Source organism: Pseudomonas rhizozeae, from assembly GCF_031583775.1.
In the GTDB taxonomy this organism is placed as follows: domain Bacteria; phylum Pseudomonadota; class Gammaproteobacteria; order Pseudomonadales; family Pseudomonadaceae; genus Aquipseudomonas.
This window is the reverse complement of record NZ_JAVLSB010000021.1, coordinates 386,550-403,821: the sequence shown is the minus strand read 5'-3', so window position 1 is coordinate 403,821 and position 17,272 is coordinate 386,550. Positions and strand designations below refer to the sequence as shown.

The 17,272-nt window shown below is 61.7% G+C and carries 16 protein-coding genes; 11 read left to right on the top strand and 5 right to left on the bottom strand.

Annotation, left to right across the window (positions count from 1 at the left end):
• Window positions 1–29: 29 nt before the first annotated feature.
• Genes RG836_RS06175 through RG836_RS06165 form a run of 3 tightly spaced genes read left to right on the top strand, consistent with a single transcriptional unit; the run spans window position 30 to window position 3,672 of the window.
• Window positions 30–734, top strand: coding sequence for a fimbria/pilus chaperone family protein (locus RG836_RS06175; RefSeq protein WP_310844084.1), 705 nt, complete (start codon window positions 30–32; stop codon window positions 732–734).
• On the top strand, window positions 734–3,157 hold the full coding sequence (locus RG836_RS06170; RefSeq protein ID WP_310844082.1) for a fimbria/pilus outer membrane usher protein: 2,424 nt from the start codon (window positions 734–736) through the stop codon (window positions 3,155–3,157). Before RG836_RS06175 ends, RG836_RS06170 begins: the two co-directional genes overlap by 1 nt.
• Before the next feature lie 20 nt (window positions 3,158–3,177).
• On the top strand, window positions 3,178–3,672 hold the full coding sequence (locus RG836_RS06165; protein WP_310844080.1) for a DUF1120 domain-containing protein: 495 nt from the start codon (window positions 3,178–3,180) through the stop codon (window positions 3,670–3,672).
• Window positions 3,673–3,676: 4 nt separating this feature from the next.
• On the opposite strand, the gene RG836_RS06160 is transcribed toward RG836_RS06165, so the two are convergent.
• A complete protein-coding gene (locus tag RG836_RS06160) occupies window positions 3,677–5,107 on the bottom strand; it encodes an aminotransferase-like domain-containing protein (RefSeq protein ID WP_310844078.1) in 1,431 nt (476 codons plus the stop codon).
• 179 nt (window positions 5,108–5,286) lie between these two features.
• Here RG836_RS06160 and RG836_RS06155 point away from each other — a divergent pair, with 179 nt between their 5' ends.
• Window positions 5,287–5,529 carry a DUF1127 domain-containing protein gene (locus tag RG836_RS06155; RefSeq protein WP_310844077.1) on the top strand — a complete coding sequence of 81 codons (243 nt, stop codon included), beginning with the start codon at window positions 5,287–5,289 and terminating at the stop codon, window positions 5,527–5,529.
• Window positions 5,530–5,609: 80 nt separating this feature from the next.
• Here the strand turns inward: RG836_RS06155 and RG836_RS06150 are convergent, their stop codons facing one another.
• Entirely contained in the window at window positions 5,610–6,902 is a 1,293-nt protein-coding gene (locus RG836_RS06150; RefSeq protein WP_310844076.1) for an NAD(P)/FAD-dependent oxidoreductase, read from the bottom strand.
• Window positions 6,903–7,048: 146 nt separating this feature from the next.
• Here RG836_RS06150 and RG836_RS06145 point away from each other — a divergent pair, with 146 nt between their 5' ends.
• Window positions 7,049–7,402 (top strand): YkgJ family cysteine cluster protein, encoded by a 354-nt coding sequence (locus tag RG836_RS06145; RefSeq protein ID WP_310844074.1) that lies wholly within the window; start codon window positions 7,049–7,051, stop codon window positions 7,400–7,402.
• Between the two features lie 110 nt (window positions 7,403–7,512).
• On the opposite strand, the gene RG836_RS06140 is transcribed toward RG836_RS06145, so the two are convergent.
• On the bottom strand, window positions 7,513–8,001 hold the full coding sequence (locus RG836_RS06140) for an Lrp/AsnC ligand binding domain-containing protein (RefSeq protein ID WP_003177284.1): 489 nt from the start codon (window positions 7,999–8,001) through the stop codon (window positions 7,513–7,515).
• Between the two features lie 154 nt (window positions 8,002–8,155).
• On the opposite strand from RG836_RS06140, the gene dadA reads away from it, so the two are divergent.
• The 6 genes from dadA to RG836_RS06110 all read left to right on the top strand — a co-directional run bounded on the left by dadA (window position 8,156) and on the right by RG836_RS06110 (window position 14,288).
• Window positions 8,156–9,460: a D-amino acid dehydrogenase gene (gene dadA / locus RG836_RS06135; protein WP_310844071.1), complete on the top strand. Its 1,305-nt coding sequence runs from the start codon at window positions 8,156–8,158 to the stop codon at window positions 9,458–9,460.
• Window positions 9,432–9,785 carry a RidA family protein gene (locus RG836_RS06130; RefSeq protein ID WP_310844070.1) on the top strand — a complete coding sequence of 118 codons (354 nt, stop codon included), beginning with the start codon at window positions 9,432–9,434 and terminating at the stop codon, window positions 9,783–9,785. Before dadA ends, RG836_RS06130 begins: the two co-directional genes overlap by 29 nt.
• A gap of 93 nt (window positions 9,786–9,878) precedes the next feature.
• Entirely contained in the window at window positions 9,879–10,952 is a 1,074-nt protein-coding gene (gene alr, locus RG836_RS06125; protein WP_310844069.1) for an alanine racemase, read from the top strand.
• Window positions 10,953–11,080: 128 nt separating this feature from the next.
• Window positions 11,081–11,629 (top strand): cupin domain-containing protein, encoded by a 549-nt coding sequence (locus RG836_RS06120; protein ID WP_310844067.1) that lies wholly within the window; start codon window positions 11,081–11,083, stop codon window positions 11,627–11,629.
• Between the two features lie 182 nt (window positions 11,630–11,811).
• On the top strand, window positions 11,812–12,228 hold the full coding sequence (locus RG836_RS06115; protein WP_310844065.1) for a c-type cytochrome: 417 nt from the start codon (window positions 11,812–11,814) through the stop codon (window positions 12,226–12,228).
• A gap of 137 nt (window positions 12,229–12,365) precedes the next feature.
• Window positions 12,366–14,288 carry an acetyl-CoA hydrolase/transferase C-terminal domain-containing protein gene (locus RG836_RS06110; RefSeq protein WP_310844063.1) on the top strand — a complete coding sequence of 641 codons (1,923 nt, stop codon included), beginning with the start codon at window positions 12,366–12,368 and terminating at the stop codon, window positions 14,286–14,288.
• Window positions 14,289–14,416: 128 nt separating this feature from the next.
• Here the strand turns inward: RG836_RS06110 and RG836_RS06105 are convergent, their stop codons facing one another.
• Together RG836_RS06105 and rep are read right to left on the bottom strand one after the other, a co-directional pair.
• The gene (locus RG836_RS06105) at window positions 14,417–14,989 is read right to left on the bottom strand and encodes a xanthine phosphoribosyltransferase (RefSeq protein WP_310844061.1); all 573 of its coding nucleotides are present in this window, start codon (window positions 14,987–14,989) and stop codon (window positions 14,417–14,419) included.
• A gap of 68 nt (window positions 14,990–15,057) precedes the next feature.
• Window positions 15,058–17,067, bottom strand: a complete 2,010-nt coding sequence (gene rep, locus RG836_RS06100; RefSeq protein WP_310844058.1) for a DNA helicase Rep — start codon at window positions 17,065–17,067, stop codon at window positions 15,058–15,060.
• Window positions 17,068–17,272: the final 205 nt, after the last annotated feature.

Sequence of the window (17,272 nt, the reverse complement as noted above, 5' to 3'; positions counted from 1 at the left end):
ACGCCTGTCGGTGCTATCTGGAGAAACTCATGCACCCCTCAATTCCCTTGCGGACGCTCGGCGCCGTCGCGTCGCTGTGCCTGGCATTCCATAACGACTCGGCTATCGCAGCCGGGATGATCCCGGAAACACCCGTGGTCGTGGTCGATCAGCAATGGGGCGAAGCCACCCTCAACGTCCGGAACTCCGACGACCGACCGGCCTTGCTCTACAGCAGTGTCGAGAACATCGCCGAGGACACCGAGCGGTTGCTGGTATTGACGCCGCCGGTGGCGCGGGTTGAGCCAGGGCAGAGTCAGCAAGTGCGGTTCATCCTCGCCAGCGACAAGCCGCTGACCACCGAGCGCCTCAAGCGAGTCATCCTCGAAGGCATCATGCCCCGACAGGATGCGGGTGGCGCACGGATCAGCCTGAGTGTGCGACAGAACATTCCGGTGATTCTGCGGCCGGCGAACTTACCGATAGACCGCGCGCCATGGAAACGCCTGACCTGGACGGCCGGTGTCAATCAGTTGCAGGTGAGCAATCCCAGCCCTTACGTCGTGCGCTTGGCCAAATCCGTGACGCTGCTGCCCGGCGGCCAGACCCTGGAGCTCAATCGCACTTACATTTTGCCCGGTGAAACCCTGAAACTCGTGGCGGCGTCGACCCTCGGCAGCCACGTGCGGCTGTTTCCCGCGACCACCTACGGGTTCGCCGTGGACAGCTACGACGCACCGTTGAGCCGGCGCTAGTGAGCCGGCGCAACGCCTGGCTGATGGGGTTGATCCTGAGCCTGGTCGTGGGGCAAACCTCGTCGGCCGAGCCGGCCACCGAGTTTGATCCGTCGGTGCTGGCGGCGCGTGGCATCGATCCGCAGGTGGCCGAATACTTTCGCGCCACGCCGCGTTTTACCCGGGGGCGCCAACGAGTGCTGCTGCAGGTCAACGGCACGCCGGTTGGCCAGGTCATGGCGGCGTTCGATGGCGACGGGCAATTGTGCCTCGATGAAAACCTGCTGAAGCTTGGTGGTATTCGGTCGACGCTGATGCTGCCCGAAAATGCCGAGTTGGAGAGCTGCATTGGGGCGCTCGACGGTTTGCCCGGCGCGCAGGTCAGGCTCAACCCGGGTCTGCAACAAGTGGCGCTGCTGGTGCCGACCGAACACTTGATGACGCGGGGCGCGCAGCACCGCCACTGGGCCTCGGGCGGTGCGGCCGGGGTGTTCAATTACGACGCGTTGCTGGTTTCCAGCACCTATCAAGGCCGGTCGAGCCAGTACCGCAACCTCGGCACGGAGCTAGGGTTCAACGCCGGGGATTGGGTGGTGCGCAGCCGCCAGAACTACACCTCGTTCCAGGGCGTCGAGCGCTCCGAAACGCTGTACACCCAGGCCTCGCGCACTTGGGAGCGTTACCAGGCGAACGTGCAACTCGGTCAATTGAACCTGCAGTCACCGCTATTTGCCGGCGAGCCCTTCAGCGGCTTTCAGATCCGCCCGGAACAAGCGCTGCAGTGCGATTATCCACCAGGCGTGGGCGGTGGCAGCCGGGTTGAGGGGGTGGCCTATACGTCGTCGCGGCTCGAGGTGCGCCAAAGCGGGGTGATGATCTACACCACGGTCGTGCCGGCGGGGCCTTTCACGCTGACCGATTTGCCGCTGATCAGCCAGCACCTCGACCTTGACGTCAGCGTGGTCGAAGAGGGCGGCGCGCAGCGGCACTTTCGCGTGCTGGCCGCCGACTTGCGCCCTGCCGGGGTTGGCGCGCCACCGGGTTACGCACTGGCGGCGGGCAAAGTGCGGCGGTTCAGCCAGGACGTGCGACCGGCACCCTCGTTTCTGGCGGCGAGCAAGGATTGGCAATGGCGAGTGGGCACCCAATTCAACGCCGGTCTGATGGCGGCGGATGATTACCGCGCGGTGGGCTGGGGCGTGCAGCAGGCTGTGGCGCGCAGTTCGCGGCTGAGCGTGCAGCAATTGCGATCGCGCGATCCGCTCGGCGGCCAAGGGCAGGAAGTGCAAGCATCGCTGAGCAGCGCGTTCAGCCCGAGCGGGTCGGTGAGCCTCAGCGCGGTGCAACGCAGCGGGGGCTTTCGGACAATGGCCGACAGCGGCGTGCAGCCCTCGACGGCGCCAACCTTCAGTCGCGCGCAGCATCAGTGGGGCGTTTCATTCAGCTATGCCGACCGGCACTGGGGCGCGTTCAGCGGCGCGCTGGCTCGTTATGCCGCGAATGCAGGGTCGCAGCAAACCCGGTTGAGCGCGTCCTGGTCACGGATGTTCGAAGGCGCGAATGTGTCGTTAAGCGTGCAGCATGAGCCGGGCAACAACGTCGAACGCTCGGCTAACACTGCGCTGTATGCGACCCTGAGCCTGCCACTGGGGCCAAGCCGCAGCCTCAGTCTGTACAGCCGCCGCGATGGCACCAGCGGAATGCGCAGTGGCGCGCGCTACACCGAACAGCTCAGCGACACCTTGGGCTACAGCGTCGCCGGCGAACGTTCCGACTTAGGCGCAAGCAGTTTCAACGGCCGCGTCAACGCCTTGCCGCGCTACACCAGCGTCGATCTGGGTTACGCCCGCAGCGGCTTCGGCGCCAGCAACTCCGACCTGGGCCTGCGCGGCGGATTGGCGCTGCACGAAGGCGGGCTGACGCCGTCGCCGTATCCGTTGCGCGACACCTTCGGGCTGCTCAAGGCCGGCGACGCCAATGGCATCAAACTCAGCACGCCACAGGGCCCGGTATGGACCGATGCCGGTGGCCATGCGGTGGCCGCGAGCCTGCCGGCGTACCAGACCAGCCGCCTGGAAATCGACACCCGCAGCCTGCCGCGGCATGTCGGTGTGCTTAACGGTTTCCAGGAAGTGGACGCCGGGCGCGGTGCGGTGCCGCGCCTGGATTTCACGCTCAGTTCGGCGCGCGGGGTGGTGCTACATGTGCGCGACGCGGACGGCGCCTTCGTGCCCCGGGGCGTGGCGGTTTTTGATCGCCACGGCGAGTACCTGACCAGCGTGGTCGATGCCGGCCTGGTGTATCTGGCCGATGCGCCACAGCCATTTGAGCTGCGACTGGCATTGCCGAACGACGGCACCTGCCTGGTCGCCCTCGAATTGCCCGAGCCCACTGAAGCAGCGATGCCTTACGACATCGTCGAGGCAGTGTGCCGCACGTCGTGATGCTCCATAAAAGGACGTTTATGAATCGACTGATTAGCCTATTGATTGGCCTGGTGCTGTCGGGCGTTCAAATCGCTAACGCGCAAGCGCCGTGCTCGATGCAGTTAAGTCACCCCGCGCTGGATTTCGGCGCCTATTCCGCCGACCCGTGGCGAGCGCCTCTGACTTTCGGCCCGCGCCGCGTGCAGTTGCAGGTGCAGTGCGCTGAACCGCAATCGCTGCGGCTGCACTTCGACGCCCCGTCGGTAGACGGCCAGCGCTACCGTTTTGGTGCCGGCAGCTTGCAGGTCCAGGTGCTGTCGGCCCAGGTGGATGGCCAGGCCAGCCGCTGGTCGAGCGGGCCGGACGGCGCGGACACTTTGCCGTCATGGCGTCCGGGACAGCCGCTGCAACTGGTGTTGCCCGGAAGGTATCTGCACCTGGAGCTGGAAATCGAACCGACGCTGGATGGGCACGCGGCGAAGGTTCGCGACATCAGCCTGCTGCGGGCGTCCGGTCGGTTTCGGTTGGAGTGAAAGCTCAGCCTTCGGCCTGCGCATCGGCCAGCAACTTGATTGCTGCTGCGCCCACCTTGCGCACCGCTTCTTCAATCTGCGGGGTTGGCTTGGCGGCGTAGTTCATGCGCAGGCAGTTACGGTATTTGCCGGACGCCGAAAAGATACTGCCGACCGCAATCTGCACGCCCTGACCATACAGTTCGCGATTGAGCTTCAAACTGTCGAAGGTCTCCGGCAGTTCGACCCACAGCAAGAAACTGCCTTGCGGGCGACTGGCGCGGGTGCCCGCGGGGAAATAGCGCGTGACCCAATCGATCATCACGTCGCGATTACGCTGGTATTGCGTGCGCATCCGCCGCAAATGCGGCTCGAAATGCCCGCCCTTGAGAAACTCGGCAATAGCAATTTGCGGTTGTGGTGCCGTCGAGCCGGTGCTGATGTATTTCATGTGCAGCACTCGTTCGAGATAACGGCCGGGCGCGACCCAACCGATGCGCAAGCCAGGGGCGAGGGTTTTGGAGAAGGAGCTGCACAGCAGGACGCGTCCGTCTTCGTCGAAGGACTTGATGGTGCGCGGTCGCGGATAGGTGTAGGCCAATTCGCCGTACACATCGTCTTCGATGATCGCGACGTCAAAGCGCTGGGCCAGGAGGATCAGCGCCCGTTTGCGTGATTCCGGCATGATGTAACCCAGCGGGTTATTGCAGTTGGGGGTCAACTGAATGACTTTGATCGGCCATTGTTCCAGCGCCAGCTCCAAGGCTTCGAGGCTGATGCCGGTCAGCGGGTCGGTGGGGATTTCCAGGGCTTTCATGCCCAGGCCCTTGAGGGTCTGCATGGCCCCGTGAAAACTCGGTGAATCCACCGCGACGATATCGCCGGGTTCGCAGATCGCACGAATGCTGGTGGACAGCGCTTCGTGGCAGCCGGTGGTGATGACCAAGTCATCGGCGCTCAACTGGCAGCCAGAATCGAGCATCAGCCGAGCGATCTGTTCGCGCAGTTCGAAGGTGCCATAGATATTGTCGTAATACAGGCCGGGCATGTCTTGCCGACGACTGATCCGCGCGAGGCCGCGCAGCAGCGGTTTCATGGTCGGCGTCGAAATGTCCGGCATGCCCCGGCCCAGTTGCACCACGTCTTTATTGACCTTGGTACGGATGAGCTCCAGCACCTGATCCCACTGCGAAATTTCTACCGGCCGTTGCGCCGGGCGGCCGACCGCGGGCAGTTCCGGCAGCTCACGGCTGACGGGCACGAAGTAGCCGGATTTCGGTTTCGGCGTGGCCAGGCCGCCGTCCTCCAGCATCCGGTACGCTTGCTGCACGGTGCTCAGGCTGACCCCGTGCTCGACGCTCAAGGCCCGTACCGAGGGCAGTCGGTCGCCGGGGCGATAGAAGCCCTGTTCGATGCGGGTGCCGAGCAATTCGGCGAGGTTGACGTAAAGCGTCATGATTCAGCCTCGGGGCGGGTGGATCGGTTAACCAATACAGATGGGTAGAAAAACTGCAATTCAGCGCCAGCAGCTCGAATCTGTATGGAATTAATACCGTATCGTTGAATCTGTCATGGTTTTTAGCGTCCGCGCATCATGTCTCTCCAAGGCAACACAAGTAAACAGGAGTGACTGAAATGAACGGCTTGAGCGATGTGCGGCTGACCTTACACAACCAGGAGCTGGCGGCGGGACAGGACCGCGAACGACCGATAGTCCTCTGCGTCGCGCCGTCCGGCCTGAGTCTCTGGGGCCAGTTTCGTCATCGTTTGCACACCCGCAGGGCGTTGCTGGCGCTGACGCCGGAACAGCTCAAGGATGTCGGGCTGACGCTGCAACAGGCGCGGGAGGAGGGGTTGAAGCCGTTTTGGCGGGTATGAGTGTTGCGTTGGCCGGTAGAACCGTTCGCGAGCAAGCTCGCTCCCACAGGGAAAATCAGTGTGGGAGTGAACGGCGTCAGTCAGGCCAACTCTTTCAACCGATGCCACAACATCCCTAGCGCCAGCAACGGCGAGCGCAGATGCTTGCCGCCGGGGAAGGTGATGTGCGGCACCCGGGCAAACAGGTCGAAACCGCCGCCCTCCTGACCGCTGATGGCCTCGGCCAGCAGTTTGCCGGCCAAGTGTGTGGCGTTCAGGCCATGGCCGGAATAGGCCTGGGCGTAATACACATTCGGCTGATCCTTGAGCCGGCCAATCTGCGGCAAACGGTTGGCGCCGATGCCGATCATGCCGCCCCACTGATAATCAATCTTCGCCCCGGCCAGTTGTGGGAACACCTCAAGCATTTTTGGCCGCATGTAAGCTGCGATGTCCCGCGGGTCGCGCCCGGAGTAATGGCACGCGCCGCCGAACAGCAAGCGACGGTCGGCGGAAAGGCGGTAGTAATCCAGTGCGACGCGCTGGTCACACACCGCCATGTTCTGCGGCAATAGCTGATGCGCTTGTTCTTCGCTCAAGGGTTCGGTGGCGATGATGTAGCTGCCGGCGGGCAACACTTTGCCGCTGAGTTCCGGGTTGAGGCCGTTGAGGTAAGCGTTGCACCCCAGCACCAGCGTCTTGGCGCGGACCGTGCCGTGGGCAGTGTGAACCTTGGCTTCAGGGCCATAATCGATACGCGTCACGGCGGACTGCTCGAACACCTGCACGCCCAATTGCTGCACCACGGCGGCTTCGCCCAAGGCCAGATTCAACGGGTGCAAATGCCCCGAACCCATGTCGATCAAGCCGCCGACATAGCGCTGCGAGCCCACCACGCTGTGCATCTCATCGGCCTGCAGCAGGCGGGTCTGATGGCGATAGCCGAGGCTTCGCAGTTCTTCGGCGTCGGCGGCGAAACCTTCGAGGTCGCGGGGTTTATTGGCCAGGTCGCAGTAACCCCAGGTCAGGTCGCAGGGAATCTGATAGCGCTCGATCCGCTGACGGACGATGTCCACGGCTTCCAGGCCCATCAGCTTCATCTGCCGCACGCCATCGCTGCCGATCACCGGCGCAAACTGGTCGAGCCCGTGGCCAACGCCGCGAATCAACTGCCCGCCATTGCGACCGCTGGCGCCCCAGCCGATTTTCCGCGCTTCGAGCAACACCACGCTGAAGCCGCGCTCGGCCAGTTCGAGAGCCGTGTTCAACCCGGAAAACCCGCCTCCGACCACGCACACGTCGGCCAACAGATCGCCCTGCAGCACGGGGAAGTCAGGCTGCGGCACGCTGCTGGCGGCGTAGTAGGAAGCGGCGTGCCGGGCAGGGGCAGTCATAAGGAACATCCTGATTCGCGTGGTTGAAAAATTCGACGGAGCATAAGCGCAGCGTCCGGGGCGGGCAACACGGGGCGGTTGTTGCTGTGCGGATCGAGCTTTTGCGGCAAACTCCCACGCACTATCACTGTTGGGTCACTGTTTCGATGAGCTGCAACCGCCAGATTATCAGCACGCTACGGCAGCAGATTCCCTCGTTCGAGTGCGTGCCCGGCTGCCATGACTGCTGTGGTCCGGTGACCACCTCACCGGAAGAAATGTCGCGCCTGCCGCGCAAGACCCGCGCCGAGCAGGATGCCGCCCTGGAAGCGCTGAACTGCGTGCACCTGGGGCCCAATGGCTGCACCGTGTATGACGAGCGGCCACTGATTTGTCGCTTGTTCGGCACCACCAAGACCTTGCCGTGCCCCAATGGTCGGCGGCCGGTGGAACTGATTCACCCTCAGGTTGAGAAGCAGATTCACGGGTACATGGCGTCGACGCGGCAGGTGTTGGTCTGAGTGAGGATCGAGTCGTCTGCATTCGCGAGCAGGCTCGCTCCTACACAGATAACGCTGGCCCTGTGGGAGCGAGCCCGCTCGCGAAGACGGCCGAACAGGCGCCGAACATCTCAATCCGGAATCGGCAGGCTCAAGCTCTCTTTCACCTCTTCCATCACGATATAGCTTTTGGACTCGCGCACATGCGGCAGTTTGAGCAAGATGTCGCCGAGCAATTTGCGGTACGAGGCCATCTCGGAAATCCGTGCTTTCACCAGGTAGTCGAAATCCCCTGAGACCAAATGGCATTCCAACACGTGCGGCAGTTTGAGTACCGCACGTCGGAACTCTTCGAAAGTATCCCCGGATTTGTAGTCGAGGCTGATCTCGACGAACACCAGCAGACTACCCTTCAGATGCTGTGGATTCAGGCGGGCGTTGTAACCCATGATGATCCCCTCGCGCTCCAGGCGCCGCACCCGTTCGGTACAGGGTGTGGTCGAGAGCCCGACCTTTTCCCCCAGCTCGGTGAAGGAAATACGCCCGTCCGCTTGCAGGATGCGCAGGATGTTGCGGTCGATCTTGTCCAGCTCGCGTTTGGTCTGGGTGTTGGTCCGCATAGGGGATGCGCCTCCGTGAAAAGGGTTTTTGCCGAGAATTGTCGCCAAATATAGGTGCTTATATAGTGAAAAGCACTGGCTAATCTTTTTTAAACTGCCCACATCTTCGGTCTGAACACTACGTCAGCGGTTTACCGCGATGAGGGATAACAAAATGCGCGTCATGGTCTTGGGTAGTGGCGTTATCGGTGTCACCAGTGCTTATTATCTGGCCCGCGCCGGATTTGAAGTGGTGGTGGTAGACCGTCAGCCGGCGGCGGCCATGGAAACCAGCTTCGCCAACGCCGGCCAGGTCTCGCCGGGTTATGCCTCACCGTGGGCTGCGCCGGGCGTACCGCTTAAAGCCATCAAGTGGCTGCTGCAACGCCACGCACCGCTGGCCATCAAGGCCACTGGCGATATCGACCAATACCTGTGGATGGCGCAAATGCTGCGCAACTGCACCGCCAGCCGTTACGCGGTGAACAAGGAGCGCATGGTCCGCCTGTCCGAGTACAGCCGCGACTGCCTCGACGAATTGCGCGCCGAAACCGGCATTGCTTATGAAGGTCGCAGCCTCGGTACCACGCAGTTGTTCCGCACCCAGGCGCAACTCGATGGCGCCGCCAAAGACATCGCCGTGCTGAAGGAATCCGGCGTGCCTTTTGAGCTGCTCGACCGCGCCGGCATTGCCCGGGTCGAACCGGCCCTGGCCAGCGTCACCGACATTTTGTCCGGTGCCCTGCGCCTGCCGAATGACCAGACCGGCGACTGCCAGATGTTCACTACTCGCCTGGCGGACATGGCCGCCAAACTCGGCGTGGAATTCCGCTACGGCCAGGACATTCAGCGCCTGGACTTCGCCGGTGAGCGCATCAACGGCGTGTGGATCGACGGCAAGCTGGAAACCGCCGACCGTTATGTCCTCGCGCTGGGCAGCTACTCGCCGCAATTGCTCAAGCCGCTGGGCATCAAGGCGCCGGTGTACCCGCTCAAGGGTTATTCGATGACCGTGCCGATCACCAACCCGGCGATGGCCCCGACGTCGACCATCCTCGACGAGACCTACAAAGTCGCGATCACCCGTTTCGACAACCGCATTCGCGTTGGCGGCATGGCGGAGATTGCCGGTTTTGACCTGTCGCTCAACCCGCGTCGGCGCGAAACCCTGGAGATGATCGTCAACGACCTTTATCCTCAGGGCGGTAATCTGGCCGAGGCGAGTTTCTGGACCGGCCTGCGCCCAACCACCCCGGACGGCACACCGATCGTTGGCGCCACGCCGTTCAAGAATCTGTTCCTCAACACCGGTCACGGCACGCTTGGCTGGACCATGGCCTGTGGCTCCGGTCGTTTGCTGGCTGACCTGATGGCGAAGAAAACCCCGCAAATCAGCGCCGAAGGCCTGGATATTTCCCGTTATGGCAGCACCGCACAGGAGTCCGCAAAACATGGCAATCCAGCGCCAGCTCACCAATGAGCGCATGAGTCAGATCGTCGCTCACAACGGTACGGTCTACCTGGCCGGGCAAGTCGGTGACGACATGACCGCCGACATTGAGCAGCAGACCCGCGAAACCCTGGCCAATATCGAGCGCCTGCTCGACCTGGCCGGCACCGACAAGCGCCATCTGCTGTCGGTCACTATCTACCTGAAAGACATCGATGCACACTTCGCCGGGATGAATTCGGTGTGGGACCAGTGGCTGCCCAAGGGCGTCGCTCCGGCTCGCGCCACCGTCGAGTCGAAACTCTGCGAGCCAGACATTCTGGTGGAGTTGTCGGTGGTCGCGGCGCTGCCGTAAACCTCTGCAAAAATCCCTCTCCCGGTGCGCTGGCGGTTTACGCCGCCCACGCGTGCCGGTTTTCTTCCCATGACCGCCTAGAAGCCTGCCGCCATGCGTCCAGCCCGTGCCCTGATCGACCTTCAAGCCCTGCGCCACAACTACCGCATTGCCCGTGAAATTACCGGGGCCAGAGCCCTGGCGGTGATCAAGGCCGATGCTTATGGGCATGGCGCGGTGCGTTGCGCCCAAGCGCTGGAGGCCGAGGCCGATGGCTTTGCCGTGGCCTGCATCGAAGAAGCGCTGGAGCTGCGCGCCGCCGGCATCCGTGCGCCGGTGTTGCTGCTCGAAGGCTTCTTTGAAGCGGATGAGCTGGCGCTGATAGTCGAGCACAACTTCTGGTGCGTGGTGCATTCGCTATACCAGTTGGAAGCGATCGAGAATGCCTCCCTGGCCAAGCCGATTACCGTATGGCTGAAGCTGGATTCGGGCATGCACCGCGTCGGCCTGCATCCCAAGGATTATCAGGCGGCTTATCAACGGCTGCTGGCGACCGGCAAAGTGGCGAAAATTGTGTTGATGAGCCATTTCGCTCGCGCCGATGAATTGCACGAGCAGGCCAGCGCCGATCAAGTCGCGGTGTTCGAAGCGGCCCGTCAGGGCTTGTCGGCTGAAGTCAGCTTGCGCAACTCGCCGGCCACCATGGGCTGGCCGCAGATCCCGAGCGATTGGGTGCGCCCCGGCATCATGCTCTACGGCGCGACGCCGTTCGAAGAAGCCAACGCCGTGGCCGACCGTCTGCGACCGGTGATGACTCTGGAATCGAAAGTGATTTGCGTACGTGAACTGCCCGCCGGCGAGCCGATTGGCTACGGCGGCACATTCGTCACGCCCAAGCCGATGCGCGTCGGGGTCGTCGCCATGGGTTACGCCGATGGCTATCCACGTCACGCGCCGACCGGCACGCCGGTGCTGGTGGCCGGCAAACGCAGCCAACTGATCGGCCGGGTGTCAATGGACATGCTGTGCGTCGACCTCAGCGACGTCCCCGAGGCGGGGCTCGGTTCGACGGTGGAGTTGTGGGGCAAAAATATCCTTGCCAGCGACGTGGCCGCCGCTGCGGATACCATTCCGTATCAGATTTTCTGCAACCTGCGGCGGGTGCCAAGGCTCTATTCCGAGGCTTGAGTCCGGCTGCGCGACACCCGTCCTGACAAGGCCCTACAGGATTCAGGGTCAAGTGTTGTAAATACTGAACGCTGTCGCCATGATAACGCTCAATATTCCAACAACCTGAATCCCTGGAGGCTCCAGCATTGGACGTCGGTGAACGACTGCAATCCATCCGTAAACTGAAAGGTCTTTCACAGCGTGAGCTCGCCAAGCGTGCGGGTGTGACCAACAGCACCATTTCGATGATCGAGAAGAACAGCGTCAGCCCCTCGATCAGTTCGCTGCGCAAGGTGCTGGGCGGGATTCCCATGTCCATGGTGGAGTTCTTTTCCGAAGAGATCCTTCAGGAAAAACCGACTCAGGTCGTCTATAAAGCCAATGAGCTGATCGATATTTCCGATGGCGCGGTGACCATGAAACTGGTCGGTCGGGCGCATCCGAGCCGGGCCATTGCCTTCCTCAACGAGATCTACCCGCCGGGCGCCGATACCGGCGAAGAAATGCTCACCCACGAAGGCGAAGAGACCGGGATTCTGGTCGAAGGCAAACTTGAGCTGGTGGTCGGGCTCGAGACATTCGTGCTGGAGGCTGGCGACAGCTACTATTTCGAAAGCACCAAGCCGCACCGATTCCGTAATCCGTTCGATGTGCCCGCGCGACTAATCAGCGCAGCCACTCCTGCGAATTTCTGACAGAAGAGGCGCCAGCCAAGGATTTGAAGGCGCCCGAAGCAACATCTCACCGTGGCACATAACCCCTTCGACTTTGGGGTTGTTTCAGTGCGACGGGGTAACCGTTATACTTGCGCCCGCCCGCGAAACCGTGGCCGTGGGCGTGACTAGCCACCATTGAGGGTGAACGCGTGAACCTAATTATGAAAATGCTGGCCGCACCAGCAACCGTATTGGCCCTTTGGGCTGTGAGCGCTCAAGCTGCAACGAATGACGATATTGCGAAACGCCTTGAGCCCGTCGGCCAGGTCTGTGTGACGGGGCAAGAGTGCAAGGGGATGGAAGTTGCCGCGACCGCAGGCGGCGGTGGTGGAGCCAAGGCGCCGAAAGATGTTATTGCAAAACATTGCAATGCTTGCCACGGCAGCGGCCTGTTGGGCGCGCCGAAAATCGGTGACACCGCGGCGTGGAAAGAACGCGCCGATCACCAAGGCGGTCTCGACGGCATCCTGGCCAAAGCCATTACCGGCATTAACGCCATGCCACCAAAAGGCACCTGCGCCGATTGCTCGGATGACGAGTTGAAAGGCGCGATTCAAGAGATGTCCGGCCTCAAGTAAGCCTACATCCCGCACAAAAAAACCGCCTGACCAGCGGTTTTTTTGTGCCCGGGATTTGCTTGCCGAGGCTGTTCATTGCAGCAAAGACGCGGCAAGCTCGGTCCAAGCCCTATTCATGGATCGCGAGGGAGAATCAGATGGTGCAGTTGTGTTCGATCGAGCAAGCCGTCGACGACGTTTTGGCGCGGCTGCCCGCGCACATTCACCTGGGGCTACCGCTGGGGCTGGGCAAACCCAATCCCTTCGTCAACGCGTTGTACCGACGCCTGGTGCAGTTGCCCGAGCGTCAGCTGACCATCTACACCGCGCTGTGCCTGGGGCGTCCGAACCTGGGCGATGGCTTGCAGAAACGCTTTCTCGAACCCTTCATCGAACGGGTGTTCGCCGATTATCCCGAACTGGATTTCCTTGCTGATTTGCAGCGAGACAAGCTGCCGAGCAACGTCAGGGTCCAGCAGTTTTTCATGCAGCCCGGCAGTTTGCTGCACAGCGCCACGGCGCAGCAGCAGTACGTCAGCAGCAACTACAGCCACGCCGCGCGGGATATCAACGCCGCCGGTCTGAACCTGGTGGCGCAAATGGTCGCCAGCCACAGCGAGCTTCCGGACCGGCTGAGCCTCAGTTGCAACCCGGACATCACCCTCGACCTGCTGCCGATGATCGCCAAGCGCCGGGCGGCGGGGGAGACCATTCTGCTGGTGGGTCAGGTGCACAACGATCTGCCGTACATGCCCGGCGACGCCGAATTGGGCATGGACGCCTTCGACCTGCTGATCGATGAAAAGGACAGCAGCGCACTCTTTTCCACCCCGAACATGCCGGTGGGTTTCCAGGATCACTTCATTGGTCTGCACGCCAGCACCCTGGTGCGCGACGGCGGCACCCTGCAGATCGGCATCGGCTCGATGGGCGATGCGTTGACCGCCGCATTGCTGGCGCGCCAGGCCGACAATGACGGTTACCGCGCGTTACTTGCCGATATCAACCTCAGCCAGTGGGCGCAGTTGATCGAGCGCGAAGGCGGGACCGGGCCGTTCGCCAAAGGCCTCTATGGCTGCAGCGAAATGTTCGTCAATGGCCTGCTGGTGCTGGCGGATGCCGGGATCATTCGGCGCAAGGTCTACCCCGACGTCGCGACCCAGCAACGGGCCAATGACGGCACCCTGGACGAGGCCGCCGAGCCTGACGGGATCTCGGTCCACGGCGGTTTTTTCCTCGGCCCGCGCAGTTTTTACCAGCGCCTGCGGGAGCTGCCGCAGAGCAAACGCCTCGAATTCAACATGACCCGCATCAGCTACATCAACGAGCTGTACGGCCAGGAAGACCTCAAGCGGTTGCAGCGCCTCGACGCGCGGTTTATCAACACCGTGTTCACCATGACCCTGCTCGGCGCCGGCGTGGCGGACCAATTGGAAGATGGCCGAGTGTTGAGCGGCGTCGGCGGCCAGTACAACTTTGTCGCCCAGGGCCATGCGCTGGAGGGCGCGCGTTCGGTGCTGATCCTGCGCAGTTGGCGCGAGTCCGGCGGTGACGTCAGCTCGAACATTGTCTGGGAGTACGGCCACTGCACCATTCCCCGTCATCTGCGCGACATCGTGGTCACCGAGTACGGCATCGCTGATCTGCGCGGCAAAGCCGATGCGGCGGTGATCGAAGCCTTGCTCAACATCAGCGACTCACGCTTCCAGCCCGGCCTGATCGAACAGGCACAGAAAGTCGGCAAACTGCCGAAGGATTTCCGCCTCGATCCACGCTTTGCCGACAACACTCCGCAGCGGTTGCAAGCGATTCAGGCACGCCACCCGAACCTGTTTCCGGAGTATCCGCTGGGCTGTGATTTCACCGACGTCGAGCGCGACCTGCTGCGGGCGCTGAACTGGCTCAAGAGCAAATTCAAACTCAGCGAGATGCTCGATTTGGGCAAGGCGGCGCTGGACGCGCCAGAGCCTTCTGCCTATCCCGAGCATTTGCAACGCATGGCGTTGACCGAGCCTGACGGGCTGAAACAAGAACTGTATCAGCGGTTGTTGCTGGCGGGCCTGAAGGCGAGCGCGATCTAACGCTTAACAGAAATCAAATGTGGGAGCGGGCTTGCTCGCGAAAGCGGTGTGTCAGTCACTGTTGATGTCGACTGACACATCCTCTTCGCGAGCAAGCCCGCTCCCACAAGGTTTTTGCGGTGCTGCGATTATTCGATAAAGGTCACCACACCATCCTTCAGCGACTGCACCCGCGCCAGGGATTCAACCCGGTAACCTTGGGCATCCAATTCCGCACGACCGCCCTGAAACGACTTCTCGATCACGATGCCCAGGCCTGCGACGGTGGCGCCGGCCTGTTTGATGATCGAGATCAGCGCTTGCGACGCCTTACCGTTGGCCAGGAAGTCATCGATGATCAGCACGCGGTCGCTGCTGGTCAGGTGACGCGGCGAAATGGCCACGGTGCTTTCGGTCTGCTTGGTGAACGAGTACACGGTGGCCGACAACAGGTTTTCGGTCAGGGTCAGGGACTGTTGCTTGCGGGCGAAGATCACCGGTACGCCGAGGTTCAGGCCGGTCATGATCGCCGGGGCGATGCCCGAGGCTTCGATGGTGACGATCTTGGTGATCCCCGAATCCTTGAACAGCGCGGCGAATTCGTCGCCGATCAGCTTCATCAGGGCCGGGTCGATCTGGTGGTTCAGAAAGGCGTCGACTTTCAGGACGTGGTCGGACAGCACAATGCCTTGTTCGCGAATTTTCTGGTGCAGTGCTTCCATGAAGCGGTCCTCTTTCAGCGCCGTGTGCGCCTGGCGTGGAAAAAATAATGGTTAAAAAGTAGTCGATTCTAACGCTTGAGCATCGCGCGGATATCCGCCAGTGCGCTGTTGCCGCGCACCGCTTTGACTTCGGTCGGGGTGTCGTCGTTGCCTTCCCAGGCCAGGTCGTCGGGCGGCAGTTCATCAAGGAAGCGGCTCGGCGAGCAATCGATGATTTCCCCGTACTGCTTGCGCTTGGCGGCGAAGGTGAAGGCCAGGGTCTGCCGCGCGCGAGTGATGCCCACGTACGCCAAACGGCGTTCTTCTTCAATGGTATCGGCCTCGATGCTGGAGCGGTGCGGGAGGATTTCCTCTTCCATGCCCATGATGAACACGTAGGGGAATTCCAGGCCTTTGGAGGCGTGCAAGGTCATCATTTGCACGCCTTCGGCGCCGTCCTCTTCTTCCTGCTGCCGTTCGAGCATGTCGCGCAACACCAGTTTGCCGATCGCATCCTCGACGGTCATTTCGCCTTCTTCGTCTTTTTCGAGGGTGTTCTTCAGCGCTTCGATCAGGAACCAGACGTTGCCCATGCGGTAGTCGGCGGCCTTGTCGCTGGAGCTGTTGGTGCGTAGCCAGTTCTCATAATCGATGTCCATGACCATGCTGCGCAGCGCCGAGATCGGGTCTTCGCCGGCGCACTGCTCGCGGACCTTGTCCATGAAGCGCTTGAAGCGCGACAGGCGATCGGTGAAGCGCGTGTCCAGATGTTCGCCGAGGCCGATTTCGTCGGTGGCCGCGTACATCGAGATCTTGCGTTCAGTGGCGTAGTTGCCGAGCTTCTCCAGGGTGGTCGAGCCGATTTCCCGGCGCGGCACGTTGATCACCCGCAGGAAGGCGTTGTCGTCGTCCGGGTTCACGATCAGGCGGAAGTAGGCCATCAGGTCTTTCACTTCCTGACGGCCGAAGAAGCTGTTGCCACCGGACAGGCGATACGGCACCTGGTGATGCTGCAACTTCAGCTCGATCAGTTTGGCCTGGTAGTTACCGCGATAGAGAATGGCGAAATCGCTGTATGGCCGGTCGGTGCGCAAGTGCAGGCTGAGGATTTCCACGGCCACGCGCTCGGCTTCGGCGTCTTCGTTGCGGCAGCGGATCACGCGGATCTCGTCGCCGTGACCCATCTCGCTCCACAGTTGTTTTTCAAACTCGTGTGGGTTGTTCGAAATCAGTACGTTGGCGCAGCGAAGGATGCGGCTGGTGGAGCGGTAGTTCTGCTCGAGCATTACCACTTTCAGGGACGGGTAATCGTCCTTGAGCAGCATCAGGTTTTCCGGGCGGGCGCCGCGCCAGGCATAGATCGACTGGTCATCGTCGCCGACCACGGTGAACTGATTGCGCTGGCCGATCAGCAATTTCACCAGCAGGTATTGGCTGGCGTTGGTGTCCTGGTATTCGTCCACCAGCAGGTAGCGGACCTTGTTCTGCCACTTCTCGAGGATGTCGGCGTGTTCCTGGAACAGCTTCACCGGCAGCAGGATCAAGTCGTCGAAGTCCACCGCGTTGAACGCTTTAAGCGTGCGCTGGTAGTGGGTGTAGACGATGGCGGCGGTCTGTTCCTTGGGGTTGCGCGCGTTTTCCAGGGCTTCGGCGGGCAGGATCAGGTCGTTTTTCCAGGCGCCGATCATGTTCTTGATCTCGTCGACGCCGTCGTCGCCTGCGTATTCCTTCTGCATGATGTCGGTCATCAGGGCTTTGACGTCGGTCTCGTCGAAGATCGAGAAGCCCGGCTTATAGCCCAGCCGCGCGTGCTCCTTGCGGATGATGTTCAGGCCCAGGTTGTGGAAGGTACACACCGTCAAGCCACGGCCTTCACCGCCCTTGAGCAAGGTGCCGACCCGTTCCTTCATCTCGCGCGCGGCCTTGTTGGTGAAGGTCATGGCGACGATGTACTGGGCGCGGATGCCGCAGTTCTGGATCAGGTGGGCAATCTTGCGCGTGATCACGCTGGTCTTGCCGGAGCCTGCGCCGGCGAGCACCAAAAGAGGGCCGCCGACGTAGCTCACGGCTTCTTGCTGCCGGGGATTGAGTCGGGACATACGAAATTGTCGGAGTCGGTAACGAAATGGGCCGGCATTTTAACAGGCTCAGCGAATTGTGCTGCTCTCTCCGACTTGTGACCCCGGACTTATCTCTAATTGCCGCTTTTGCGACTTTCGCGCAGGATGCGCGGTGAATTTGCGTCTACTGTTCCAGTTTCAGACACAAATCAGTATTTGATAACGAATGTCATTGGGACATCGG

Coding starts and splice junctions, on each gene's coding strand:
- RG836_RS06175 (WP_310844084.1), top strand. CDS start 30: ATGCACCCCTCAATTCCCTTGCGGACGCTCGGCGCCGTCGCGTCGCTG.
- RG836_RS06165 (WP_310844080.1), top strand. CDS start 3,178: ATGAATCGACTGATTAGCCTATTGATTGGCCTGGTGCTGTCGGGCGTT.
- RG836_RS06160 (WP_310844078.1), bottom strand. CDS start 5,107: ATGACGCTTTACGTCAACCTCGCCGAATTGCTCGGCACCCGCATCGAA.
- RG836_RS06155 (WP_310844077.1), top strand. CDS start 5,287: ATGAACGGCTTGAGCGATGTGCGGCTGACCTTACACAACCAGGAGCTG.
- RG836_RS06150 (WP_310844076.1), bottom strand. CDS start 6,902: ATGACTGCCCCTGCCCGGCACGCCGCTTCCTACTACGCCGCCAGCAGC.
- RG836_RS06145 (WP_310844074.1), top strand. CDS start 7,049: ATGAGCTGCAACCGCCAGATTATCAGCACGCTACGGCAGCAGATTCCC.
- RG836_RS06140 (WP_003177284.1), bottom strand. CDS start 8,001: ATGCGGACCAACACCCAGACCAAACGCGAGCTGGACAAGATCGACCGC.
- dadA (WP_310844071.1), top strand. CDS start 8,156: ATGCGCGTCATGGTCTTGGGTAGTGGCGTTATCGGTGTCACCAGTGCT.
- RG836_RS06130 (WP_310844070.1), top strand. CDS start 9,432: ATGGCAATCCAGCGCCAGCTCACCAATGAGCGCATGAGTCAGATCGTC.
- alr (WP_310844069.1), top strand. CDS start 9,879: ATGCGTCCAGCCCGTGCCCTGATCGACCTTCAAGCCCTGCGCCACAAC.
- RG836_RS06115 (WP_310844065.1), top strand. CDS start 11,812: ATGAAAATGCTGGCCGCACCAGCAACCGTATTGGCCCTTTGGGCTGTG.
- RG836_RS06110 (WP_310844063.1), top strand. CDS start 12,366: ATGGTGCAGTTGTGTTCGATCGAGCAAGCCGTCGACGACGTTTTGGCG.
- RG836_RS06105 (WP_310844061.1), bottom strand. CDS start 14,989: ATGGAAGCACTGCACCAGAAAATTCGCGAACAAGGCATTGTGCTGTCC.
- rep (WP_310844058.1), bottom strand. CDS start 17,067: ATGTCCCGACTCAATCCCCGGCAGCAAGAAGCCGTGAGCTACGTCGGC.